Source organism: Rhizobium sp. A37_96, from assembly GCF_053521765.1.
Window position 1 is genome coordinate 202,139 of the sequence record NZ_JBNWDS010000006.1, and the last position, 24,463, is coordinate 226,601.

General features: G+C 61.6%; 21 protein-coding genes. 14 read left to right on the forward strand and 7 right to left on the reverse strand.

Translation table 11 applies throughout. From position 1 onward, the window contains the following. Position 1 precedes the first annotated feature (1 nt). Entirely contained in the window at positions 2–1,030 is a 1,029-nt protein-coding gene (locus ACQZ6J_RS18160) for a hydroxyacid dehydrogenase (RefSeq protein ID WP_449085098.1), read from the reverse strand. Between the two features lie 115 nt (positions 1,031–1,145). After that, complete coding sequence (locus ACQZ6J_RS18165) at positions 1,146–2,168, reverse strand: LacI family DNA-binding transcriptional regulator (protein ID WP_449085099.1); 1,023 nt, start codon at positions 2,166–2,168, stop codon at positions 1,146–1,148. A 233-nt stretch (positions 2,169–2,401) separates the two neighbouring features. Between ACQZ6J_RS18165 and ACQZ6J_RS18170 the strand changes: the two genes are divergently transcribed. The 5 genes from ACQZ6J_RS18170 to ACQZ6J_RS18190 all read left to right on the forward strand — a co-directional run bounded on the left by ACQZ6J_RS18170 (position 2,402) and on the right by ACQZ6J_RS18190 (position 7,535). Further along, a complete protein-coding gene (locus tag ACQZ6J_RS18170) occupies positions 2,402–3,742 on the forward strand; it encodes an ABC transporter substrate-binding protein (RefSeq protein ID WP_449085100.1) in 1,341 nt (446 codons plus the stop codon). A 92-nt stretch (positions 3,743–3,834) separates the two neighbouring features. Continuing rightward, entirely contained in the window at positions 3,835–4,737 is a 903-nt protein-coding gene (locus ACQZ6J_RS18175; RefSeq protein ID WP_449085101.1) for a carbohydrate ABC transporter permease, read from the forward strand. Further along, positions 4,734–5,618 (forward strand): carbohydrate ABC transporter permease, encoded by an 885-nt coding sequence (locus ACQZ6J_RS18180; RefSeq protein WP_204326730.1) that lies wholly within the window; start codon positions 4,734–4,736, stop codon positions 5,616–5,618. Before ACQZ6J_RS18175 ends, ACQZ6J_RS18180 begins: the two co-directional genes overlap by 4 nt. Before the next feature lie 18 nt (positions 5,619–5,636). Next, positions 5,637–6,689 carry an ABC transporter ATP-binding protein gene (locus tag ACQZ6J_RS18185; protein WP_449085102.1) on the forward strand — a complete coding sequence of 351 codons (1,053 nt, stop codon included), beginning with the start codon at positions 5,637–5,639 and terminating at the stop codon, positions 6,687–6,689. 219 nt (positions 6,690–6,908) lie between these two features. Further along, positions 6,909–7,535: a LysE family translocator gene (locus ACQZ6J_RS18190; protein WP_163990167.1), complete on the forward strand. Its 627-nt coding sequence runs from the start codon at positions 6,909–6,911 to the stop codon at positions 7,533–7,535. Positions 7,536–7,562: 27 nt separating this feature from the next. On the opposite strand, the gene ACQZ6J_RS18195 is transcribed toward ACQZ6J_RS18190, so the two are convergent. After that, complete coding sequence (locus ACQZ6J_RS18195) at positions 7,563–8,246, reverse strand: GNAT family N-acetyltransferase (RefSeq protein ID WP_449085103.1); 684 nt, start codon at positions 8,244–8,246, stop codon at positions 7,563–7,565. Continuing rightward, complete coding sequence (locus tag ACQZ6J_RS18200) at positions 8,243–8,737, reverse strand: MarR family winged helix-turn-helix transcriptional regulator (protein ID WP_163990164.1); 495 nt, start codon at positions 8,735–8,737, stop codon at positions 8,243–8,245. Before ACQZ6J_RS18200 ends, ACQZ6J_RS18195 begins: the two co-directional genes overlap by 4 nt. A gap of 358 nt (positions 8,738–9,095) precedes the next feature. Here ACQZ6J_RS18200 and ACQZ6J_RS18205 point away from each other — a divergent pair, with 358 nt between their 5' ends. Then, positions 9,096–10,076, forward strand: a complete 981-nt coding sequence (locus ACQZ6J_RS18205; protein ID WP_449085104.1) for a sugar-binding transcriptional regulator — start codon at positions 9,096–9,098, stop codon at positions 10,074–10,076. Positions 10,077–10,133: 57 nt separating this feature from the next. Further along, a complete protein-coding gene (locus tag ACQZ6J_RS18210; RefSeq protein WP_449085105.1) occupies positions 10,134–12,188 on the forward strand; it encodes a bifunctional aldolase/short-chain dehydrogenase in 2,055 nt (684 codons plus the stop codon). 134 nt (positions 12,189–12,322) lie between these two features. Here ACQZ6J_RS18210 and ACQZ6J_RS18215 read toward each other — a convergent pair whose 3' ends face one another. The 3 genes from ACQZ6J_RS18215 to ACQZ6J_RS18225 are packed head-to-tail and all read right to left on the reverse strand — an operon-like array spanning position 12,323 to position 15,991. Continuing rightward, positions 12,323–13,375: a substrate-binding domain-containing protein gene (locus ACQZ6J_RS18215; protein WP_449085106.1), complete on the reverse strand. Its 1,053-nt coding sequence runs from the start codon at positions 13,373–13,375 to the stop codon at positions 12,323–12,325. 52 nt (positions 13,376–13,427) lie between these two features. Beyond that, positions 13,428–14,477, reverse strand: coding sequence for an ABC transporter permease (locus tag ACQZ6J_RS18220; RefSeq protein WP_204326822.1), 1,050 nt, complete (start codon positions 14,475–14,477; stop codon positions 13,428–13,430). Further along, positions 14,474–15,991: a sugar ABC transporter ATP-binding protein gene (locus ACQZ6J_RS18225; RefSeq protein WP_163992424.1), complete on the reverse strand. Its 1,518-nt coding sequence runs from the start codon at positions 15,989–15,991 to the stop codon at positions 14,474–14,476. Before ACQZ6J_RS18225 ends, ACQZ6J_RS18220 begins: the two co-directional genes overlap by 4 nt. A 145-nt stretch (positions 15,992–16,136) precedes the next feature. Here ACQZ6J_RS18225 and mtnK point away from each other — a divergent pair, with 145 nt between their 5' ends. The 7 genes from mtnK (at position 16,137) to ACQZ6J_RS18260 (ending at position 24,414) form a co-directional block, all read left to right on the forward strand. Beyond that, positions 16,137–17,408, forward strand: a complete 1,272-nt coding sequence (mtnK, locus tag ACQZ6J_RS18230; protein ID WP_449085107.1) for an S-methyl-5-thioribose kinase — start codon at positions 16,137–16,139, stop codon at positions 17,406–17,408. Beyond that, a complete protein-coding gene (mtnA, locus tag ACQZ6J_RS18235) occupies positions 17,405–18,499 on the forward strand; it encodes an S-methyl-5-thioribose-1-phosphate isomerase (RefSeq protein ID WP_449085108.1) in 1,095 nt (364 codons plus the stop codon). Before mtnK ends, mtnA begins: the two co-directional genes overlap by 4 nt. Positions 18,500–18,503: 4 nt before the next feature. Then, entirely contained in the window at positions 18,504–19,439 is a 936-nt protein-coding gene (locus tag ACQZ6J_RS18240) for a transketolase (protein ID WP_449085109.1), read from the forward strand. Between the two features lie 2 nt (positions 19,440–19,441). Further along, the gene (locus ACQZ6J_RS18245) at positions 19,442–20,443 is read left to right on the forward strand and encodes a transketolase family protein (RefSeq protein ID WP_449085110.1); all 1,002 of its coding nucleotides are present in this window, start codon (positions 19,442–19,444) and stop codon (positions 20,441–20,443) included. After that, the gene (locus ACQZ6J_RS18250; RefSeq protein ID WP_449085111.1) at positions 20,443–21,561 is read left to right on the forward strand and encodes a RuBisCO large subunit C-terminal-like domain-containing protein; all 1,119 of its coding nucleotides are present in this window, start codon (positions 20,443–20,445) and stop codon (positions 21,559–21,561) included. Before ACQZ6J_RS18245 ends, ACQZ6J_RS18250 begins: the two co-directional genes overlap by 1 nt. Positions 21,562–22,354: 793 nt before the next feature. Beyond that, positions 22,355–23,164 carry a WecB/TagA/CpsF family glycosyltransferase gene (locus ACQZ6J_RS18255; RefSeq protein WP_449085112.1) on the forward strand — a complete coding sequence of 270 codons (810 nt, stop codon included), beginning with the start codon at positions 22,355–22,357 and terminating at the stop codon, positions 23,162–23,164. Further along, positions 23,161–24,414 (forward strand): FAD-dependent oxidoreductase, encoded by a 1,254-nt coding sequence (locus ACQZ6J_RS18260; RefSeq protein WP_449085113.1) that lies wholly within the window; start codon positions 23,161–23,163, stop codon positions 24,412–24,414. Before ACQZ6J_RS18255 ends, ACQZ6J_RS18260 begins: the two co-directional genes overlap by 4 nt. The last annotated feature ends 49 nt before the right edge of the window (positions 24,415–24,463 follow it).

Sequence of the window (24,463 nt, forward strand, 5' to 3'; positions counted from 1 at the left end):
CTCAGGCCTGATGGTGCAGGCTTTCCAAAGTCAGGCCGTGTTGCAACGGCTTGCCAGCGACAAATCGTTCGATCTCGTCGACGACGAGCCGGCCGAGACGTTGGCGCTCGTTGCCGATCGCGCCGGCAATATGCGGCGTCAGAACGACGTTCGGCAGATCGTAAAGCGGTGAAGTCTCCGGCAGGGTCTCCGGCTCCGTAACGTCGAGAAAGGCGGAAAGCCGGCCGCTCACCAGCTCGGCCTCCAGCGCGGCCTGATCGATCAGGCCGCCGCGCGCGGTATTGATCAGCGTCGCACCGTCGCGCATGCGGGCGAGCATGCCGGCGTCGATCATGTGCCGCGTCGTCGGCAGCAAAGGCGCATGCAGGGAGACCGTCTGGCACCCTTCCATCAACTCCGGCAGGGAGACCAGTTCCGCGCCCAACTGCCTGGCCTCCGCAACGCTCACCAGCGGATCGAAAAGCAGGATGTCCATATCGTGCGACCTCAGGAGATCGAGGACGCGGCGACCGATACGCGAGGCGCCGACAATGCCGACCTTCTTGTGCCAGCTGCCGCTATCGCCATCGAAGGATTGGTGCATCTCCAGGGGGCGTCGCTGCTGCGCATAAAGCCGCTGGAAGCGCAGGACATCCTTGTTGGCGAAGAGGATGGCGGCCAATGCAAACTCCGCCACCGGAATGGCGTTGGCGGCTGCCGCATTCGTTACCTCGATCTTCCGTTCGAAGACGGCCGGCCCGATCAGATGCTTTACCGATCCCGCGGCATGCGCAACAAGTTTGAGTGAAGGGGCCGCTTCCAATGCCGCCACATCGATGGACGGAGAGCCCCAGCCGGTGATCAATATGTCCGTATCGGCAAGCTGGGCCTGCGCAGCCCTGCTTTCAAACTCGAGCAGCGGCTCCCGGGAGATGATGCTGCAGTGGCTCTCGAGCCGCTTCTGATCCTTCATGGAAAACAGCTTGTCGATGCCGAGCGGGCCGAAAGCGAAGCTGAGCCTCAGAGGCCTGGTAACTGGGGGCGATGACAACAACGAACTCCTGGCGGAACGCTGTCCGCAAATGCTGAATGGCATCGATGCCATTCCCGCGAGAGATCGCACATAAACGCAAATCACGCAACAAGATTACGCACATCCCGAAAATTTACGCAATTTGCGCGATCGTTGCTCCCGACTGCAGTGTAACAGCGCATTCGAGCTGGACCGGCATGGCGCCTGGCTCTGCACTGCGGCGCTGGGCAAGCAGAATGGCCTGATGCGCCATCTCGAAGCAATTGACCCGCATTGTCGTCAATCTCGGATGCATCATCGCGGCATAGGGAAGATCGTCGAAGCCGATCACCGAAATTTCGCCGGGCACGCCGAGACCCGCGGTCTCCAGCGCATTCATCAGCCGGAACGCGGCCATGTCGTTGGCGCAAAAGACGCCGGTCCAACCCACCTCGTCCTTCGTGCGGCGCTCCACCTCCGCAAGCAAGGCGGCATCGACACCGTTGGCAACGCCGATTGCAGTGCAGGATGCGTCGGGGAAATCTTCGAGGGCGGCGTAAAACCCACGACGGCGCTGCGTCGTCGTCCACCGCGTATGGTCATGAATATAAAGAAGTTTTCTGTGTCCGGCCTGCAGCAGGGCCCGGCCTGCCATGCGCGCGCCGTAAAAATTGTTCGGCGCGACGCAATCGAAACGCATATCGGGATCATAGCCGTTCACCAGAATCGCGCGTTGGCTACCGTTCAGAAAATAGTCGGCAAGATTGTCAGCCAGATCGATGCCGACGAAAATCGTCACGCTGGCCTCCTCCTTTTCCTGGTCGCGAACCATGCGCTCCGGGCCGAGCGACGTTTCGTCCACCATGCGGATCGAGAGGCTGAAGCCGGCGTCGCGCGCATTGTCGCGCAAGCCGCCGATCACGGCCTCATAGAAGGGAGCCAAGCCGCCGGTGGCAAGGCTACCCGTCACATAGGCGCGCAAATGCTTGGTCGGCTCGGCGGCGCCCCGATTACGGCCGAAATAGCCGGCATCCTCCGCAATTTTTCGAATTTGCGTACGCCGCTCGTCGCTGATGCCGCGAGCGTCCGATAGCGCGCGGGAAACGGTACTGACCGAAACGCCCGCCGCCTTGGCAATTTCGAGCTGATTTGCGTTGGACTTAGGTGAACGAGTCAAATTCCCTACCCTTCAGATTTCCCTGATAATCATGGGATTCCTGTGAGAAATCCATCCCTGCGCGCCGATATCAACGGCTCTGTCACCGCCGAATACACGAAAATTGCGACAGATTTTGCATAATCTCGCAAATTGCGCAATTGACAATGCAAATTGCGCGTGATGAATTGCGGCTCATCACGAAAGAACCGGTTTCCAAGGGAGTGCTTTCGTCGGATGTGGGAGGACATGCAATGACCAACGACATAAAAAGAGACAGCAGCCTGATAGCCTTGAGCCGGCGCCAATTGCTGCAGGCCGCCGGCGCGGGCGCTGCTGCGGCCGCATTTTCGGGCATCGGCACAGCGGCCGTCGCACAGGAAAAGGTCGAGCTGACGATGTGGGCCTGGACGCCCAACACGCAGGCCGAGATCGATTTGTTCACCAAGGCTTTTCCGCATATCAGCGTCAAGCTGGAGAATGCAGGCCAGGGACCGGACGAATACGTCAAGCTGCGCAATGCGATCCAGGCGGGCACGGGCCTGCCTGACGTCGGCCAGGTCGAATTCACCAATATTCCGGGCTTCCGGCAGCTGCAGGCACTGCTCGACATGGGGCAGTACGGCGCCAACGACGTCAAGGACAAGTTCATAGACTGGACCTGGGCATCCGCCTCCGACGGCAACGCCGTATACGGCATCCCGTGGGATTCCGGCCCGATGGGCATTCTCTACCGCGCCGATGTGCTGGAACAGCACAAGATCGAAGTGCCGAAGACCTGGGCCGCCTTTGCCGAAAGCTCGAAGGCACTCAGCAAGGCATCGCCGGATACCTTCCTCACCAATTTCGGTGGCACCGCCGACGGCGGCTGGGTCATCGCGCTTCTGGCGCAGGCCGGCTGGAAGCCGTTCGAGCTCAAGGGCACCGATCTCAAGCTCAACCTCAACGACGCCGTCGCCAAGAAATGGGCCGCCTACTGGCAGGACCTGATCGACGCGAAAGCCGTCGGCGTCAAAACCCCCGTCTGGACCACCGACTGGTTCACCGGTCTTGACGAAGGAACGTATGCTTCCTGGATGACCGGTGCCTGGGGCGCTGTATTCATTCCGCAGTTCGCCAAGAAGAGCAATGGTCACTGGCGGGCGGCACCGCTGCCGCAGTGGGACGAAGGAAAATATGTGTCCGCGAACCTCGGCGGCTCCACATTCGCGGTGTTCAACACCTCGAAGCACCCGAAGGAGGCAACCCAGCTTGCCATGTTCCTCGGTGCCGATCCGCAGGCGGCACGGCTCTGGAATACCAAACAGTTCCTCTTCCCCGTCCTCAAGGAACTGGTCTCGGATCCCGAGCTGATCAACCACAAATACGATCTGTACGGCGGCCAGGCCGTCAACGAGGTCTTTGTCGAGGCCGCCAAGCACGTCGACTCCTCGTTCCAGTACGCACCGTTCCAGGACTATCTCGCCGGCCAGGTCCAGCAGGAGCTTTCCGCCTCGATCGGCGGCAAGGGATCGCTCGGCGATGCCTTCGACCGCCTGCAGGCAGGCGTCAGCGCCTACTGCTCCGATCAGGGCTACACCGTTTCCAACGGTTGAATCATCGGCGTGCGGGCTGCAGGCCCCCGCACGCCCTTTTCGCATGACCCGCGCTTCGGCGCGGGTACATTTCGCAGCCGGAGACAAAGCTAATGGCCGGTCCTATCAGCCGCAAACGCCGCCGCCGCGTAGGCAAGAGACTGGCGCCTCTTCTCTTTCTCGCACCTTTCGCACTGCTGTTCATCGCCTTCCTGATTGCGCCGATGCTCTATGCGCTCAATCTCGCGGTCTACAAAACGACCGTGGTCGCCGGCACCAAGTTCGTCGGCGCGGATAACTTCGTGCGTGCGCTGGGCGATCCGAAATTCTGGCAGGGCGTCGTCGTGCTTCTGAAGTTTGCCGTCATCCAGATCCCCGGAATGGTGGCTATCGCGCTGCTCATCGCGCTCATCCTCGACAGCGGCACGGTCTATGCCAAGAGCTTCTTCCGCATCAGCCTGTTTCTGCCTTATGCAGTGCCTGCCGTCATCGCCACGCTCATCTGGGGCTATCTCTACGGCCCGGCCTTCGGTCCCTTTACGCAGCTCGCCAATGCGCTCGGTCTTCCGGCCCCGAACTTCCTCGGGCCGAATACAATTCTTCCATCGATCGCCAACATCGCCAACTGGGAATATACCGGCTATCAGATGATCATCTATTACGCCGCGCTCCAGGCTATCCCGATGGATCTGGAAGAGGCTGCATCCATGGATGGGGCCAGCAGCTTCATCTATGCGCTGCGTGTCAAGCTGCCGCTGATTGCGCCCATGGTCGTCGTTACGATCATCTTTTCCATCATCGGCTCGCTGCAGTTATTCTCGGAGCCCTATCTGTTGCGCAATCTCGCGCCGCTCAGCATCACCAATTCCTATACGCCGAACTACTATGCCTATACGCTCGCCTTCGCCAACCAGCAGTATAACTATTCCGCCGCCATGTCTTTCGTTCTTGGTGCAGTGACAGCCGTGATTTCCTACGCTTTCATGCTGCTCGTCAACCGCAGGGGCAACGCATGACCATCGTCGGCAAATCGAAGCGCTCCCCCTCATTCCGTCGTAACCGCTGGATGCTGTCGGCAATCCTGCTGGTTATATGGCTCTATACGGCATTGCCTCTCTTCTATGTTCTCGTATCGGCATCGAAATCGAACAACGATCTGTTCACGACCTTCGGCCTCTGGTTCGCAAGCGATTTCAGGTTGTTTGAGAATATAGGACAGGTCTTCAGCTTCCAGGGTGGCATTTTTGCCCGCTGGCTGCTCAACACCATCATCTATGCAACGACCTCCGGTATCGGTGCCGCCCTGTTTTCCACGATGGCCGGATATGCGCTTGCGAAGTACGATTTCACAGGCAAGCGGCTGATCTTCGCGGTCATTCTCGGCGCCGTCATGATCCCGCAGACAGCGCTTGTGGTACCGCTGTTCCTGCTGATGTCGAAAGTTGGCATCGTGAACACGCCCTGGGCCGTCATCCTGCCGTCACTGGTCTATCCGCCCGGCGTCTTCCTGATGCGCGTCTATGCCGACGACGCCATACCGAACGAGCTGATCGATGCCGGCCGCGTCGATGGCGCCGGCGAGTTGCACATCTTTTTCTCGCTGGCTTTGCGGCTGCTCATGCCGGGCTTTGCCACCGTGCTCATCCTGTCTTTCGTCGCGACCTGGAACAACTACTTCCTGCCTCTGGTCGTCTTGAGTTCGGCCGAGTATTTCCCGGTCACCGTCGGCCTCGCGCAATGGTATGCGACGGCCACGGTCGGCTCCGGCGGCGGTGCCGCGCTCTTTACCCTCGTATTGGCGGGTGCGCTGATCAGCATCGTTCCCGTCATCATAGCATTCATCGTCATGCAGCGTTTCTGGCAAGGCGGCCTCGGTGCCGGCGGCGTCAAGGCTTGAAACTGCGGAGAAACCGACATGGCCGTTATCGAACTAAAGAATGTCAGAAAATCCTTCGGTGCATTGGACATCATCCGCGGGCTCGACCTGCGGATCGAGGACGGCGAGTTCGTCGTTTTCGTCGGTCCATCCGGCAGCGGTAAATCAACGCTGCTGCGCCTCGTCGCCGGTCTGGAGGAAGTCACCTCCGGCCAAATCCTGATCGGCGGCGAGGATGTGACCGATCTCGGCCCGGCCGATCGGGCCTTGTCCATGGTCTTCCAGTCCTATGCCCTTTATCCGCACAAGACGGTGCGCGCCAACATGGCTTTCGGCCTGGAGGTTGCCCGCACGCCCCGCGCCGAAATCGAACGGCGCGTCCAGGCCGCGGCGGCATCCCTGCGGCTGGAGAACTATCTCGACCGCAAGCCGAAAGAACTGTCCGGCGGGCAGCGCCAGCGCGTCGCGATCGGCCGCGCCATCGTCCGCGATCCGGTAGCGTTTCTCTTCGACGAGCCCCTGTCCAATCTCGATGCCGCCCTGCGTGCGGAAATGCGCATCGAGATCGCCAGACTGCACCAGCGCCTCGGCGCGACGATGATCTATGTCACCCATGACCAGGTCGAAGCGATGACGCTTGCCGACAAGATTGTCGTGCTCAAGGATGGCGCGATCCAGCAGATCGGCTCGCCGATCGAGCTCTACGAAAAGCCCGCCAACCTCTTCGTCGCACAGTTTCTCGGCTCGCCGAAGATGAATGTCTACGATGTTGCACCGGTCGCGGAAGGGCTGAAAATTGCCTCCGGCGGCGTGCTGGCGCGGCCCTCCGCGCCTTCGGACACCGCCAAGCTTGGCGCCCGCCCGGAACATATCGCCGTGCGGGAGCCGGGTCAGGGTCATCTCGAAGGCAGGATCGATGTCGTCGAGCGCCTGGGATCGGACACCTACGCCTATATCGCCCATGATGGCGGCCAGCTGACGACGGTCCGCCTGCCCGGCAACGTCCATCTCCACGTTGGACAGCCGGTCAGCCTCGCTCTCGACAGCGAGCAGCTGCACCTGTTCGATAGGGATGCCCGGTCCATTGCCTGAGGCCACTCCGAGCCTGTTTCCTGTTCAGCGCTCAGCCAGGGCAGCCGGTTCGCCGGTCGGCCGGCAGCGAAGCTCCGATGCTCAAGGCATCGAACCCAAAGTGATTGTTGCATCGATGCTCAAATTGACTAGTCTTCAAGCCAGCTAGCAATGACGTGACGGATGCCAGGTTTCCGGGCCACCGGGACCTTGCGACAAAGCCCAACCTCAGAGGGATCGATGGTCAGCCTTGGTGTTTTGACGACTTACATATTGGTGGTGCTTGGGTTGATGGCCATTCCCGGGCCTGCGACGCTGCTAACCCTGGCCAGGGCAATCAGCGGCGGCAGGCGCACCGGGCTGGCGACCGGCCTCGGTATCGCCACCGGCGATCTTTTCCATACGATGATGGCGACCTTCGGGTTGTCGGCGCTCCTCGCCACATCTGCGCTCGCCTTCGAGATCGTCAAATATGCCGGCGTCATCTATCTGATCTATCTCGGCTTCAAGGCTTTCTTCGAGAAGAGCGGCAGCATCGACGTGCCGACCGCGCAGGCCATCACACCCATGCGCGCCTTTCGGCAGGGGTTTTTTACCGAGATACTCAACCCGAAGACGGCCCTGTTCTTCCTCGCCTTCCTGCCGCAGTTCATCCATCCGGAAAGCGGGTCCGTCATCGCGCAGTTCGCGCTGCTCGGAGCCATCTTCGTCGCCCTCAGCATTGGCGTAACCTCGCTTCTGGCGATCGGAGCCGGATCGATCGGCGGCTGGCTGCGCCGCAACCGCACCATCGGCCGATGGCAGGGAAAGTTCATCGGTACGATCTATATGGCCCTGGGCTTGAGGCTTGCCCTGCAGCAGCAGTGATACGGGTTTGCGGTAGCCGGTTGAAGATCAGGCCGACTGCCGTTTGACGACACAAAGGCTCATGTCCGAGCGCAGGCGAAAACCCATCGCTTCATACAGCGCAATGGCAGGCTTATTTGCCGCATAGGCGTGCAGGTAGGCCGTTTCGTCGCGTGCCGAAATCTCGCCTGCCACGAAGCGAAAGAGCAGAGAGCCAAGGCCCCGTCCCTGAAAATCCGGATGGGTACAAAGACCGCTGAGCTCGGCAAACCCTGGCTGCCGCATCCGCTGGCCGGCCATGGCGACGAGGCGCCCTTCTATTTTCACACCCCAGAAGGCACCGAGGCTTTGGGCGCGCAGCGTGAACGGGCCGGGTTTCGTCTGCGTGGCGAGGGCCAGCATATCCGCGGCATCGTCTTCCGTCAGCAGTTCGATCCTGCTGTCCGACACTCGCTCGAAAGGGTGCCCGGCCATCATCTGCACGAGGCTGGCGCTGGAGAGCACCGTCAATCCTTGGGAAACGGTGATCGGGGCGGCCTCGACGATCGCCATGACATCCTCTCCCACGGGTAGCTCTGCCAGGGCTTCAAGGCTCTCGGCCGAGTTGTCGGCGGCAGCCGCAAAAGGCACGATCGAAGGCGGATAGCGGCGGGCACGTTCGCTGCCCTCCGCCAATGAGGCATGGGCAGTACGAAGTGCGTTCCAGACCGGGCGGTCGAGAATATGGTTCACGACGTCTTTTCCTTTCCAATGTTGGCGCGGCGCGCAAGCGGCGCTTCGGCGAGCCCGTCTTCGATTGCGGCCAGTTGTTCCAGCATCGGGCCGGAAAGCTCGCCACAAAGCTCGCGGACCGCCTGCTCTATCCGCGGCCAGACCGATCGCTTCGAATAGTCGACAAGCTCCTGCCCCTTTGGGGCCAGCGATATCAAGCGCCGCCGCTGGTCTTCGGCCGACGCCTGCATATCGACATATCCCAGCTCCAGAAGCTGAGAGACGGTACGCGTTGCGCCCGGCTGGGTAATGCCGACCGCCTGGGCAAGTTCGCCAATCGTCAAGGGACCAGCGCGGTCGATGGCGGCGAGAAACGGATACTGGGCGGCCTGCAGCGTGACGCCAAGCTCTTCGATGATCTGCTGCGTGTCTGCCTGCAGGCGTTCGCCGATACGGCGAAACCGGCTGCCGAGACAGAGGAAGCCCAGCGATCTCACGATATCTTCAACCAAGCGAGGCCCCCCAATCAGTTACATAACTAGTTATATAAATCCTTATGCAATTGAGGTCAACAGAATTGCCCCCGCATTGCAAGTATTGGAATTCGACTCGGGATGGTCGCGACCCCAGCGGCACCATCGTTGCGCATGCCCGCATCCCCGCCACCGCAGCAAGGCCATAGGCCGCCCCACCATTGACACCCGCGCTGGATTTTCGCGCGCCTGGACAATGGACCCGACGCATGTCGGTCTCGCGCTGCCGGATGGTTTGCTGATCGAGCCAAGTCATCTATCGCTATGTCATGCAGGCACATTGACTTTTGTCAGCGATGATGAATTATGTCAGAACAACCCATCTTGAGAGAGCAGCATGCCGATCCGCTCCAACGACCAAATCATCCACAAGGCCGCCTGGCTCTATTATACACACGGCCTGCGGCAGGACGAAGTTGCCCAGCGCCTGGAAATTTCGCGCGCATCGATTGCCATGTATCTGCGCCGGGCGCGCGAGATGGGTATTGTCACGATCACCACGTCGTCAGAGCTTTTCTCGGACGACGTTCTTGCCCGGGAGCTGGAGGACGCGACCGGCCTGACGACGGCCTGGATCGTGCCCGAAGACCGGCAGGCCATGGATCCCGCCGCGGAGATGCCGGTCGTCGCAGCCTCGGTGTTCCTCGAACTCATCAACAAGGGCGACCGGATCGGAGTGGCCTGGGGCCGCACCGTCTATCACATCGCCGACGTCATGCCCTTTGCGGACCTGCGCGGCGTGACCGTGGTTCAGCTCTGCGGCAATCTGGGTGCGCCCTATTCCTATCGCCCCGACCAATGCACGACGGAAATCGCCCGGCGGCTCAACGCCGAAGGCATCAATCTTTATGCCCCCCTCGTTCTCTCGTCGGAACGGCTGGCCGACGAACTGCGCGCCGAGCCGGTCATCCGCGAGCAGCTCGCGACCATTTCCGATTGCCAGCTTGCGCTTTATTCGGTGGGCGGCATCGAGGAAGACAGCCATCTTGTCAAATGCGGCGCCCTCTCGGCAGAGGAAATGCACGCCATGGGCGACAAGGGCGCGGCCGGCGTCATCGCCGGGCAGCTCATCGACCGCGACGGCCAATGGATGGATTGCGCGCATAACCGGCGCTGCATGTCCGCCGATCTCGCTTCCATCCGCTCGATTAGGAAGCGGATGCTCGTCGTGCAGGAAGACAACAAGTTCGAGTCCCTGATTGCCGCATTGAAGGGCGGCTTCGCCTCGCACCTCATCGTCACGGCATCGATGGCGCGGCGTGTTCTGGATCGCTGGAGCAAAGAAGGGCTCGACAAGAACAGCTCGGGCAAGACCTGAGCCTGTCACATGGCCCGCCGGGACGGGAAGGGCCAAATCATCGGGAGGCAAACAAGAATGGAAAATCTCTGGCGCGCGGATGTCGCGGAAAAAGTCGTGGCCGGCTATCTGGCCAAAGGCGTCAATCGCGATCTTGCGCTACGCACCTATACGACCCGTCTTTTGGGAGGCGAGCCGCGGCTTGTGCTGCACGGGGGCGGCAATACCTCCGTAAAGACGGAGATGACGGATCTCGTCGGCGACACCCATGCCGTCCTTTGTGTCAAAGGCAGTGGCTGGGACATGGGCGTGATCGAGCCACCGGGCTTGCCAGCCGTGCGGATCGACGCGCTCCTGAAGAGCCGGAAGCTCGCGAAGCTGTCGGACGAGGACATGGTGACTTTGTTGCGGGCCAACCTCATCGATCCCGCCGCACCGAACCCGTCCGTCGAGGCGCTTTTGCATGCTTTTCTTCCGCACAAATTCGTCGATCACACCCATTCGACAGCCATCCTTGCCATCGCCGATCAGGCGAGAAGCCGGGACATGTGCATGGAACTCTTCGGCAGGAAGATGGGATTCGTGCCGTATATCATGCCGGGATTTGCCCTTGCCAAGGCAGCAGCCGAGGTGTTCGAACAGGATCCGACGGTCGACGGACTGATCCTCGACAAGCACGGCATCTTCACCTTCGGCGAGACGGCGAAGGAATCCTACGACCGGATGATCCACTACGTGACGCTGGCGGAAGACCATGTGAAGCGGAACGGCCGCCATCCCTTTTCGGCCGCCGTCCTGCCTGGCGATCTCGCCAGCCCCGGCGACATCGCGCCGATGCTGCGCGGCGCCGTTGCCGTCGATAGGGGCGAAGGTCGTTTCGACCGCATGGTCAGCGTGTTCCGCACCTCGCCGGCCATCCTCGAATTCGTCAGCGCCGCTGAAGTCGCCGACATGGCCTCCCGCGGCGTTTCGACGCCCGATCTTTCCATACGCATCAAGACCGGACCGATGGTGCTGCCCGCGCCGACAAGGGGCGATCTGACCGGTTATCGCGGCATCATCGACGAGCGTGTTGCCGCCTTTGCCGCCGATTACACCGAATATTTCCGCAGCAACGACGCCCGCGACGACGTCAAGCGCGTCATGCTCGATCCGATACCGCGGCTCACCCTGGTTCCGGGCCTTGGCATGTACGGCCACGGCCGCACCTATAAGGATGCGGCAATCGCCGCCGATGTCGGCGAGATGTGGATCGAGGCTGCGCGCGATGCGGAATCGATCGGGCGGTTCGAGCCGGTCAGCCGGCCCGATCTGTTCGACCTCGAATACTGGTCGCTGGAACAGGCGAAGCTCGCCGGGGCAAAACCCAAACCCTTCACCGGTCAGGTCGTGCTGGTGACCGGCGGCGGCGGCGCCATCGGCGCAGCGATCGTCAGGGCATTTGCATCCGAGGGCGCCCATGCGGTCGTGGTCGATCTCGATGGCGAGAAGGCGAAGGCGGTCGCCAAGTCTGCCGGGAACAATTCGATAGGCGTTGCTTGCGACATTACCGACCCGGCCTCGGTCCGCGCCGCCTTCGATGCCGCCATTGCCACCTTCGGCGGTGTCGATATCGTCGTATCGAATGCGGGTGCCGCCTGGGAAAGCCCCATCGCGACGATGGACGACGCCCTGCTGCGCCGCAGCTTCGAGCTGAACTTCTTTGCCCACCAGAGCGTGGCGCAAAATGCGGTGCGCATCATGAAGGCGCAGGGAACCGGCGGGGTGCTGCTCTTCAATGCCTCCAAACAGGCGGTCAATCCGGGCGCGAAATTCGGTGCGTATGGCCTTCCGAAAGCGGCAACCCTTTTCCTTTCCCGCCAGTACGCATTGGAGCATGGCGCGGACCGGATCCGGGTCAATGCCGTCAACGCTGACCGCATCCGATCGGGCCTGCTCAATGACGAGATGATCGCCAACCGTGCGGCGGCACGCGGCGTCACGATTTCCGAATATATGGGCGGCAATCTTCTCGGCCTGGAGGTCACGGCCGACGACGTCGCCCGCGCTTTCGTACACCACGCCCTGGCCGAAAGAACGACGGCGGATGTGACCACCGTCGATGGCGGCAATATCGCGGCCGCGCTGCGCTGAGGCCACGCTGATCTCGCAAGGAAAATTGCCCCTATCCGGGGCAATTTTTTACCGGCATGTCCGAGGAGGCCGTTGCCGCCGGACAACAAAAAAGGCGGTGCCGAGGCACCGCCAGCTGGTGGGGAAGAGTTTGATTACTTGGCTGCAGCCTTCGGCATCCAGCCGGGCATGGCGACATCTGCATGCGCGAACTGCGGCAGCTTGGCTCCGAGTTCCTCCATGTTCTTGATGTCCTGATCGTTCAGCTCTTTCTGGGTAATCAGCGTCGGCGGAACGATGACCTGGTGGCCGGGATCCTCGCCGGCAAGCAGCATGGCAAGCGTGCGGACCGAAACCTGGCCGACCACAGCCGGGTTTGTTGCCGCCGTCGCCGCCCAGGCGGAACCGGATTCACGCATCGCGGCGATATCCGACGTCGAAATATCGGCCGAATAGATCTTCACGCTGGAAGAAAGCCCGGCTTCGTCGACGGCGATCTTCACGCCCTTGGCGAACTCGTCATAGGGCGCGAACATCACGGTAATGTCGGGATTGGCCGAGACCACCGAACGGGCTTGGTTGGCGACCGAGTTGGCGATCGGGTTGTCCATGGTGCCGAACTGCGCGGCCTCCTTGATACCCGCGTACTTCTTCTTGAATTCCTTCCAGGTCTCGTCGCGTCGGTCGAGCGGCGCGATACCGGCGACGTAGACGTAGCCGGCCTTGAAGCTTTCGCCATTGTCCTTGATGGCCTGCTCCAGCGAGAGGCGAGCAAGATCGCGGTCGGATTGTTCGATCTGGGGAATCTTCGGGTTCTCGACGTTCACGTCGAAGGCAACGACCTTGATGCCCGCGTCAACGGCGCGTTGGGCGGCGTCCTTCATCGATTCCGTCAGGCCGTGCTGGATGATGATCCCCTGCACGCCGAGCGCGATCGCCTGGTCCACCATGTCAGCTTGAAGCGCCGCATCCTGGCGGCTGTCGAACACCTGCAGCTGGACGCCCAGCGCCTTTGCCTGCGCCTCGACACCGGACAGGTAGGACTGGAAGAAGTCACCCGTCGAGAGATATCGCACCAGCGCGATCTTCACATCGCCCGGCTTGTCGAATGGCTTCGGCATGTCCGCGGCAAAGGATGGCGCGCCAAACGCCGCCGCCCCCATCAGCCCGAGCGTCAATAGCCCCAGCGTTCTGCGTGTTATGTTCATGTCAGTCTCCTCCTCCGGTGAAATTATGATTGTCCGCCAAGAGACTCAGCCCTTAGCGTTTGCTCCTCTTCGAGAATGCAAAGGTGAAGATCAGGGCGATGACGAGAACCGCGCCCTTGACGAAATCCTGGGTGTAGTAGGGCGCATTCATCATCGTCAGACCCTGCAGCAGGATCCCGACGAAGAGAGCACCGATCGCTGTGCCGAAGGCATTGGGCTTGGCCGCGCCAAGAACCGCAAAGCCAATCAGCGCGGCGGCGACGGCATCGAGCAGCAGGTTGTTGCCCGATGCGATGTCGCCACGGCCGAGACGGGCTGCCAGCAAGATGCCGCCGATCGAGGCGAAGATGCCCGAGATGATGTAGGCGGAGATCTTGTAGGCATTGACAGGTGCGCCGGCGAGGCCGGCCGCGCGTTCATTCGAACCGACGGCATACATCATGCGTCCGAACCGGGTATATTCGAGAAAGAACCAGATCAGGATCGCCAGCACGATCAGCACCACGACCGAAACGGGCACGAGATTGGGCAGGATGAAGTCGAAGCGGTGACGGCCAAGGGCGAGAAAGCCGGGGCTGAATGCGCCGTTTGCAACCGAACCATCGGGCAGCGTCATTCCGGTGGCAATAGAGCGCCCCTCGGTCGGAATTCGCTGAAGGCCGAGCAAGAGGAACATCATGCCGAGCGTCGCCAAAAGGTCCGGCACGCGCATGTAGACGATGATGATGCCATTGATGAGCCCGACGAGCACGCCGACGGCAAGGCAGACGAGCGTCGCCGTGACAGCATCGCCACCCATGACGACCATCACATAGGAAGAAGCCATCATCGCGGTCGTGGCGACCGACCCAATGGAAAGATCGAAACCGCCGACCACCAATGTCGCGGTGACGCCGAGCGCAAGGATGCCGGTGATCGATACCGACTGCAGGATGAAGACGGCGCTCTGCGGCGAAGCGAAACCGCCCGTGACAATCGAAAAATACAGGATCATGCCGAAAAGCAGCACGAGGAAACCGTATTTTATCGCAATATCCCTGAAGCTCACGGCCGGTTGGGGCAACGGGGCCGCAGCCGTGGATTTGCTCTGTTCACTGCTCATAATGGACTGACCTGTTGAGAGGATTGACCTGCGATCTCGGACAGCAGGCGCTCGACATCGATGCCGGAATTGCGATGCTCGCCAACGATCGTCTGTTCGGACATGACGAGAATGCGGTCGGCGACTTCGAAGGCTTCGTCGAGTTCGGTTAGAAAGAGGATTGTGGCTCTGCCACCGGACGAGGCGCGCAGCTTCTCGCCAATGTCGCGCCGGGCCACGATGTCGACACCCTGGAACGGCTCGTCGAGGACGAGAAGCCGCGACGGCTCCGAAAGCCACCGGCCGACCATGACCTTCTGCTGGTTGCCGCCGGACAGTGTCTGCATCTCATCCCGCTCGCTGCGGCAGACGACGCCGAGCGAGGAAATCTGCTGGCGGGCCCTTACCCGCTCGGTCCCGCGGCTCGATATTCCAAACCGCGACAAGCGCCGAAGGAACGGCAGGCTGATATTCTCATAGATGTTGAAATCGGGCACGATGCCGCTGATCGCCCTGTCCTTGGCGATGAGGAACACGCCGCGAGCAATGGCTTGGCCGGTTGTTTTCGGAGCGTAGCGGGCGTCGTCCAGCATCATCTGACCGGCAGCTGGCATGCGCGCTCCGGCCAGCGTCTCGGCGAGCGCCGACTTGCCGACGCCGACGAGACCGGTTACCGCGACAATCTCGCCTTCGCCGAGCTGGAAATCGAAAGGTTTCGATTGCTCGGACAGCTTCAGGCCCTGCGCGCGGAAAACGGCAACGCTTGCCTCGCGCACGGAGATTGCGTCTGCGGAGACTTTCCTGCCGAGCATGGCATTGACGGCACCTTCATAGTCGAGGTCCGGCCCTTCGAAATGACCGGTGATGCGGCCATCCCGCAGCGCCAGGATACTGTCCGCAAGGCGGCGGATATCCGACATGCGGTGCGAAATATAAAGAATGGCAACGCCCCGGGCCTTCAACCGGTCGACGAGATCGAACAGCCGATCGGCTTCAGCGCTCGACAGGGACGAGGTCGGCTCGTCGAGGATCAAGACCCTCGGTTCATGCGCCATCGCACGCGCGATCGCCACCATCTGGCGGTCGGCAAGGCTCAGATCGTTGATGCTGGCCTTGAGGTCGATCGCCAGCCCCATGCGTGAGGCAACCAGGGCGGCTTCACGCCGAACCCGGCGCGGATTGAAGAAAAGCCGAGCACCGCGGCCATTCAGCCGGTCAAGCGTCAAATTGGTTGCCACATCGAGATCGGCAACGACGCCGTCATTGATATTCTGGTGCACCGTCACGACGCCGGCACGGATCGCCTCCGCCGGTGTCGAGGGTTCGAATGGGGCGCCTGCAAGGGTGATCGTGCCGGCGTCCCGCGGATAGACCCCGCTCAAGATGCGCACGAGCGTCGATTTGCCTGCGCCATTGGCACCCATCAAAGCCGTAACGGAGCCGCCTTTGAGGTCGAGATGCACACCCTGGAGCACCGCCACTGCACCAAAGGATTTGCGCACGCCCTCGATGCGAAACACTGCATGTTCGCTCATTCTCTCCTCCCAATGGACACAGGTTAAGATTGCTTTTCGTCAAATGTCAAGGCCATTGACATTTGACAGAATGCTGCCTTAGTTGTGCCCGTGACGGCATGTCGACACGCGGTGGAGGCCGCGACATGCGCAGGAGGAGAACACTATGGACACGCAAGTCTTTGCGGCGCTCAGCGCCGAAACCTTGCCGGCCCGGCTTGGCGGAAACACCATTCTCAAGGAAAAGATCGGCGGCGATTCGGCGCGGTGGCAGGTCACGGAGGTCGGCGACGGCAACCTCAATCTCGTTTTCATCGTCACGGGCGACAAGGGAGCTGCCATCGTCAAGCAGGCGCTTCCCTATGTGCGCCTCGTCGGCGAGAGCTGGCCGCTTCCCCTGAAACGGTCCTATTTCGAGTATCACGCGCTCGTGCGCCAGTCCGCGCGCGATCCGGGCATGGTGCCGGAGATCTTCTTCTTCGATGCCGTCCAGGCCATCATCGTCATGGAATATCTGACGCCGCACGTCATCCTGCGGCGGGCGTTGATCGATGGTCGCGCTCTTCCGAAGATCGGGCGCGATCTCGGCCTCTTCTGCGCGCGAACGCTCTTCCGCGGCTCGGATCTCTCCATGGTCACGCGTGAAAAGAAGGCCGACATGGCTCTCTTCGCCGATAATGTCGAGCTCTGCGATATCACAGAGAACCTGGTGTTCTCGGATCCCTATTTCGGGGCCAAGCTCAACCGCCACACCTCGCCTCAGCTCGACCCGCTCGTTGCGGAATTGCGAGCAGACCGCGACCTCAAGGTCGAGGCGCAGCGGCTGAAACATCTCTTTTCCGCCAAGGCCGAGACGCTCTGCCATGGTGACCTGCACACCGGCTCGGTGATGGTCACCGACGAGGAAACGCGGGTGATCGACCCGGAATTCGCGTTCTACGGGCCGATCAGTTTCGATGTCGGCATGCTGCTTGCCAATTTCTGGATGAGCTACTTCGCGCAAAGCGGTCACGACAGCGGCAGTGCCGGACGCGACGACATGCGCGCCTATTTGCTCGATACGATCGAAACCATCTGGGAGACCTTCCGCGCCGAATTCGCCCATCTCTGGCGCAGCGAGAGAGCGGGGATCCTCTACCCGGCAAGCCTCTTCGAGGATCGAGGCGATCTCCTCGGCGCGGAACAGGCGCTGAATATCGTCCTCGACGAGATCTATCGCGAAATGCTGGGGTTTGCCGGCATAGAGATGCATCGCCGCATCCTCGGCCTTGCCCACAATGCCGATTTCGAGACCATCGCCGACCCCGACCGTCGTGCCACCTGTGAGCGGAAGGCACTGAAACTCGGGCGTCATCTCGCCGTCAACCGGCATCGCATCCATAGCCTCAAGGATGTCCGCGCCACGGCGGAGCGGCTTGAAAAGGAGACACTCGCTTGAAAGTCGGGGAACGCCACTACCATACCATCTGGCTCAACGAGGACGGCCGCTCCGTCGACATTATCGATCAGCGCTGGCTGCCGCATGAGTTCAGGGTCGTCACGCTGAAAACCGTGGGCGAAGTCGCCGTTGCGATCCGCGACATGTGGGTGCGCGGCGCGCCGCTGATCGGCGTCACGGCTGCCTATGGCATTGCGATCGCCATGGCCGAAGACCCCTCCGACGCCCATCTCGACGCCGTTTGGGAAGAGCTCAACGAAACGCGGCCGACCGCCATCAACCTGCGCTGGGCGCTGAACGCGATGCGCGATCACCTGCGCGGGCTTTCGCAAAGCGCACGCGCCGCCGCCGCTTACAAGCGCGCCGCCGAGATTGCCGAGGAGGACGTCGAGCTCAACCGCGCGATCGGCGCAAACGGCCTCAAGGTCATCCGCGAAATCGCCGCGAAAAAGCAGCCGGGCGAACCCGTGCGCATCCTCACGCATTGCAACGCCGGCTGGCTTGCGACCGTCGACTATGGAACCGCGACCGCGCCGATCTACATGGCGATCGAGGACGGCATTCCCGTTCATGTCTATGTCGACGAAACACGCCCGCGCAACCAGGGAGCCTATCTGACCGCCTGGGAGATGAATGGCCATGGCGTGCCGCACACGCTGATCGTCGATAACGCCGGCGGCCACCTGATGCAGCACGGCGATATCGATATGGTGATCGTCGGGACCGATCGCACCACTGCAAACGGCGATGTCTGCAACAAGATCGGAACCTATCTCAAGGCGCTTGCCGCCCGCGACAACGGCGTGCCCTTCTACGTCGCCTTGCCCTCACCGACGATCGACTGGACGGTTCACGACGGCATCAAGGAAATTCCGATCGAGGAGCGGTCCGCCGACGAGGTGAGCTTCGTGCAGGGCAGAGCGCGGGACGGCTCGATTGCGAGCGTGCGCATCTCCCCGGAAGGAAGCCCTGCGGCAAATCCGGCCTTCGACGTCACGCCTGCCCGCCTGATCACCGGCCTGATAACGGAGCGCGGCATCGCGACGCCGTCGCCGGAAGGCCTCAAGGCACTTTTCCCCGAACGGAGCTGAGACGATGACCCTCTCCAATCAGAAATCCACCGAAGGCATCGCGCTCGGAATCCGGCGTCGCGTCTTCTTCCACACGATGAAACACAATGGCGGCTATCTGAGCCAGGCCTGCTCCGCCGCCGAAAGCCTTGCGCTGCTCTACAACGAATTCCTCAAGCTCGGCGAGCCCACGCTTCCGAAAGTGCCGCTGCCCTTCCGCGGCGTACCGTCGGCACACAATCCCGATGCCTTCACCGGCGCCGGCTACCACGGTCCGTTCGCGCCTGAGTTCGACCGGTTCTTCATTTCCCCCGCGCACTACGCCCTGGTCATCTACTCCGCCCTGATCGAGACGGGACGGATGGACGAGCATGCGCTGGATCATTTCAACAAGGACGGCGGTTCGGTCGAGATGATCGGCGCCGAACACAGCCCCGGCATGGAAGTGACGACCGGGTCGCTGGCGCAAGGCCTTTCCATGGCGTCGGGCGTCGCCTGGGCGCGACGGAAGAAAGGCGAGCCGGGCAAGGTCTGGGTCTATATGTCCGACGGAGAGTTCCAGGAGGGCCAGACCTGGGAATGCCTTGCAGCCATGGCCTATCACCAAATCGACAATGTCCGCGTGATCGTTGACGTGAACCGCCAGCAATGCGACGGTGCCATGTCGTCCGTGCTCGATCTCGGCGATCTCGCCGCGCGTGTCAGCGCGTTCGGCGTGACATGCCGCTCGGTCGACGGTCATGATCTGGATGCCCTGAGAGAGGCGGCCGGCAGCGCGGAAGCGGGCAAGCCGCTGGTAATCCTCGCCAATACCTCGCCCTATCAGGGCATGAATTTCCTCAAGAAGCGGTTCCCGCGGCTGCACTACGTCCGCTTCAAGAGCGCCGACGAGCGGCAGGAAATGCAGGCGGCGCTCGCAGCCGAACTTGGCGTCGACATGAACGCAGTGGAAAGGGCCTGAACATGGTCGAGATCGTCAACCGTCCCTATGCCAAGGCGTTCGAGGCTTTTGCCGTAGCGCGACCCGAAGTGCTCTGCCTCTCGGCGGATCTCACCTCCTCCTGCGAGGTCGATGGCTTCCGCGATCGGCATCCGGACCAGTTTCTTTCGCTCGGCATGGCGGAGCAGAACATGCTCTCCTTTGCCGGCGGCCTCGCGATGCAGGGCTATCGTCCCTTCCTCCACACGTTTTCGGTGTTTCTGTATCGCCGGCCCTACGACCAGCTGATCAATTCCATCGCCTATTCCAATCGCAAGGTGCGGCTCATGGGCTTTCTGCCGGGGATCACCACGCCCGGGGGCATTACGCATCAGGCAATCGAAGACATCGCCGTGATGCGTGCGGTGCCGAACATGACGGTGCTCGAAACGGGCGATGCGACGGAGGTCGAGACCGTCCTCGAAGTCGCGGATTCAATCGATGGCCCCGTTTACGTCCGCGTCCTGCGTGGCGAGGTGCCGCGCCTGTTCTCCACGCCTTTTGAATTCAACAGGCTGCGCACGCTGTCGGAAGGCGACGATATCCTCGTGGTCAGTTCAGGTGTCTGTACCGAAGAGGCGCTGCGCGCGAGCGGGCCGCTGACCGCACGGGGGATCGGCGTCCATCACCTGCACGCCTCGACGCTGAAGCCCTTCGATCGCGATGGCCTGCTCAAAGCCGCGCGCGGAAAGAAAGGCATCGTCACCCTGGAAAACCACACGATCGTCGGCGGCCTCGGCTCGCTGGTGGCGGAGATCCTCGCCGAGGAGGGCCTCGGCATCCGGCTGAAGCGGCTTGGCCTCAACGACACGTTTGCGCACGGCGCCTCCAAGCCATACCTCATGAAGAAATATGGGCTCGACGCGGGCGCCCTGGTGAAAGCCATCGAAGGTCTCCTCGGCAAACCGCTTTCCATCGGCGAAGAGGAATTGTCAGAAGTGCGTCTCGACCACGTCCATTCGGCGCAGAAGGCAGAGGCGCTCTGATGGCTCCGCGCTTTAGCGTCACCTATTTCGTCCGGGCCGCCGATGCCGGGGAGGCAAAGGCCCGTGCGCTCGATATCGCACTCGAGCAAACCGTCGAGATCCCGCGCGATGTCGTTCCCAAAGGCTATGTCGAGGAAGAGATTCTCGGCAGGCTGGAATCCCTGGAGAAGTCTCCTGACGGCCGGCCGGGCTTTCTCGCAACCATCTCCTATTCAGACGACGATATCGGCGGCGATTTTCCGCAATTTCTCAACATCGTCTTCGGCAACAGCTCCATAAAGCCCGGGCTGAAGGTCGAAGACATCGGGCTGTCGCCCGGCATCCTCGCTCTCTGCAAGGGGCCGCGACACGGAATAGCCGGCCTTCGCGCCCGCGCCGGCATCGGAGAAAGCCCCTTGCTCATGTCGGCGATCAAGCCGGTCGGCCTGTCGACGAAGGAACTTGCCGGTCTTGCCCATGATTTTGCGCTCGGCGGCATGCACTTCGTCAAGGACGACCATGGTCTTGTCGACCAGAAGACCTCACGCTTCGATGAGCGCCTGAGGGCTTGCGTCGAGGCCGTCGGCGAAGCCAACGCCAAGAGTGGCGGCAAGACGAGCTTCGTGCCCAATGTGACAGGACCTGCCAATGCCGTTATCGAGCGGGCAAAACAGGCTCAGGAGGTCGGCGCCGGCGGCGTGATGATCGCGCCTGCCCTTGCCGGCTACGATGTGATACGCACGCTCGCCGCCGATCCGGATTTCACCCTGCCCATCATCTCGCATCCGGCCTTCTCCGGGGCGAACGTCGTCTCGCCCGACTGTGGATTCAGCCATCGCGCCTTCTTCGGGGCACTGCACCGGCTGATGGGAGCGGATGCGGTCATCTATCCGAATTTCGGCGGTCGCTTCGGCTTCACCCGCGAGGAATGCCTGTCGATCGCCCGCGCCTGTTCAGCCGAGCTCGGTGGGCTGAAGGCGATCGTGCCCGCCCCGGGCGGCGGCATGACCTTGAACCGGGTGGCGGAGATGCGCGAAGCCTATGGCAACGATATCATGTATCTCGTCGGCGGGGCGCTGCTGCAGGAAACCAGCCTTGTCGAGGCCTGCCGACGTCTGTTTGCGGCTGTGCATGCGTGACGGACGAGCGCGCGGCATGAAGCGCCGCTTGTATTGCCGCCGCGAACGATATTCGGATTGCACAAGGTTTTCGCCCGCGCGATCGGCATGCCCGATGCGCATGAAGACCCGGCAGATCTCCGGCAAGCCATAGCCACTTTCCGGCGTTGCCGGCCTGCGGGTCTACAGTGGCCGGCCAGGCCGCGTGGCCCTCTCCCCTGTGCCATATTGGCGTCTGTCCAAGCCGGATCATCCATTCGTTTAGCAATTGCAGATACAATCTCCATGGTTGCACCTGAAGGCTCACGGCGAAAAATAAGAGCGCAGACGCACCCAAAGCCGCACCCGCGCCAAGGTCGTATACTGTTTGAATCTAGCACGCCTCCGTCATCGTATTTCGTGAAGCCGAGTTGGTGGCCGAGCCTCCCGCCGACGAGGCGAATTCTGCCCCGACTGCGAACAGCGTCAGGACAGATCAAATCCACGAAATTTAAGTAATTGAAATTACTTATAAATTATCCGACCCCTCTCGACCTGTCACCGTCCTCCCTCTTTAAGTCCATGCGTATATTATTTCTTTAGAAATTTACATATTAACCGAATACTAATAAACGACTTAACTTTCCGGATCATATTAGCTACCCATTACGCAATCGGAAGTAATGGCTTGCACGATATTGATACAGGCTCTCGACGATATTCAGAGAGAGCTTACTCAATCAAAAATGGCGGTTCAATACCAGCCTCGAGAGGGGCTGGCGCCGCCGGTGCTTGCCTTGCTTTCGAGGGGTAGATTTCGAACCAGGAGAGCCAAATGCAGCCGGTAGATGCATCCGAGCATGGATCCACCATTCCGACGCAAGACCATCCTCTTGCGCTCCCAAGCGTATTGATCGGAGGATTGCCCATCACCGTGGTCAATCGGCGAAATGCCGCTTCATTCATGATCGCCGTGGCGCGAAAACGCCGCCGCGACAGCCGCCCCTACTACTTCACCTCGGCCAATGGCGAGGTCGTCGCCCGCGTTCATGCCGACGCCAACATCGCCAGGCTCTTTCAGGAGGCCGACCAGATCCTAGCCGACGGCCAGCCGCTCGTCATGGCCTCACGCCTGCTATGCAGGGTGCAGCTCCCGGAGCGCGTGGCGACGACGGACCTTTTTCACGACGTGGCGGAACTTGCCGCGAGGGAAGGCATAAGCTTCTACCTGCTCGGAGCAACCGAGGCGACAAACTCCAAAGCCGTCGCGACCGTGCAGGCACGCTATCCCGATCTGCGCATCGTCGGGCACTGCCACGGCTATCTCGCAGGGGAGGCCCTGGAAGCAAGGCTTGACGAGATTAACGCGCTGGCGCCCGACATCCTGTGGATCGGTCTCGGCGTTCCCCGCGAGCAGATCTTCGTTCACGACTTTGCCGCACGGCTTGCCAATGTCGGCGTCATCAAGACATCGGGCGGGCTGTTCGACCATCTGGCCGAAAGGACGACGAGGGCCCCGATCTGGATCCAGAGGGCCGGCTTCGAGTGGTTCTGGCGGATGCTGATGGAACCTCGCCGGCTGTTCTGGCGATATCTGACGACCAATCCCTACGCCATCTACGCAATCCTGAGGTATTCGAAATGATGAACGGACGACACATCGAACCACCGGCAGTCGAAACAGATAGCGACATAGCCATCGTCGGGGGCGGGCTTTCAGGCACACTTGCCGCCTGCATGCTCGGCCGAGCCGGCTATCGGGTGACGCTCATCGACCGCCATCGCGTCTTTCCTCAGGAGTTCCGCGTCGAGCGGATCGGCGGCGAGGCGATCGAAAAACTTCAGCGGCTTCAGCTGCTCGCGCCCCTGTCGGCCGCCGGCATCCCCTTCGACGACATCGTCAACATGCACAAGGGGCGGATGCTGGACCGGACGCAGGACCGGCACTACGGCTTCTTCTACAACAGGCTCGTCACCGCGATGCGAGCCACATTGCCGGACACGGTGAAGTTCGTCGTCGGCCAGGTCAGTGGCTTACGCACCAGCGCAACGCAACAGCGAATATCGATTCTCGGCCGGGACGAGATCACCGCGCGGCTGCTGGTGCTCGCAACGGGAATGGGCGACATATTGCGCCGCGACATCGGCATTGCGCACAAGTCGATCGGTGAGAGGCGTCCGCTCGCAATCGGATTCAACATTCGCCCGCTGCGATCGAATAAATTTCGCCATACGGCCCTCACCTACCACGGTGCCGGCGACGGCATCGACCATCTCGATCTGTTCCCGGTTCCCGGCGCAACGCGGGCCAATCTCTTCTTGTTCCGAGATCCGCGCGACCCCTGGGTAAGATCGCTGCATGAGCATCCGAAGCAGGTGCTCACAGCCGCCTTTCCGTCGCTCGTCGATATCCTTGGCGACTTTGAGATCAGCAGCCGGATCGACAGCTGGCTCACCGACATCGCCGTGGCCGAAAACCACCGGCAGGACGGCGTGGTGTTGATCGGAGATGCCTTTCTGACTTCCTCCCCTGCAACCGGCCTCGGTGTCAGCCGGCTTCTGACCGACGTCGAGCGCCTGTGCGGCGACTATATCCCGCAGTGGATAGCAGAGGCTTCCGTCGACGGCACCAGGATCGCCGCCTATTATGACGACCCGGACAAGCGCGATATGGACGCTCGCGCCCTTCGCATGGGCGATCATCACCTCAGCCTCGCAACCAGCACCGATATGCGGTGGCGCGTGCGCCGTCAGTGGCATTTCATGGGGCGGCGCATACTGCATGGCATGGCAAGCCTGAGCCCAACCGTTGCGGCAAAGCTTCATCAACTCAGGACATTGCGCGCCAAATCGGCCGCGCCATCACCGGCGCTGGACTTGAAATCGACGATGTAGGAGCGAAGCGAAGGGAGGAGCCTTGCGCTCGCCCGAAGCCCCGGCATCT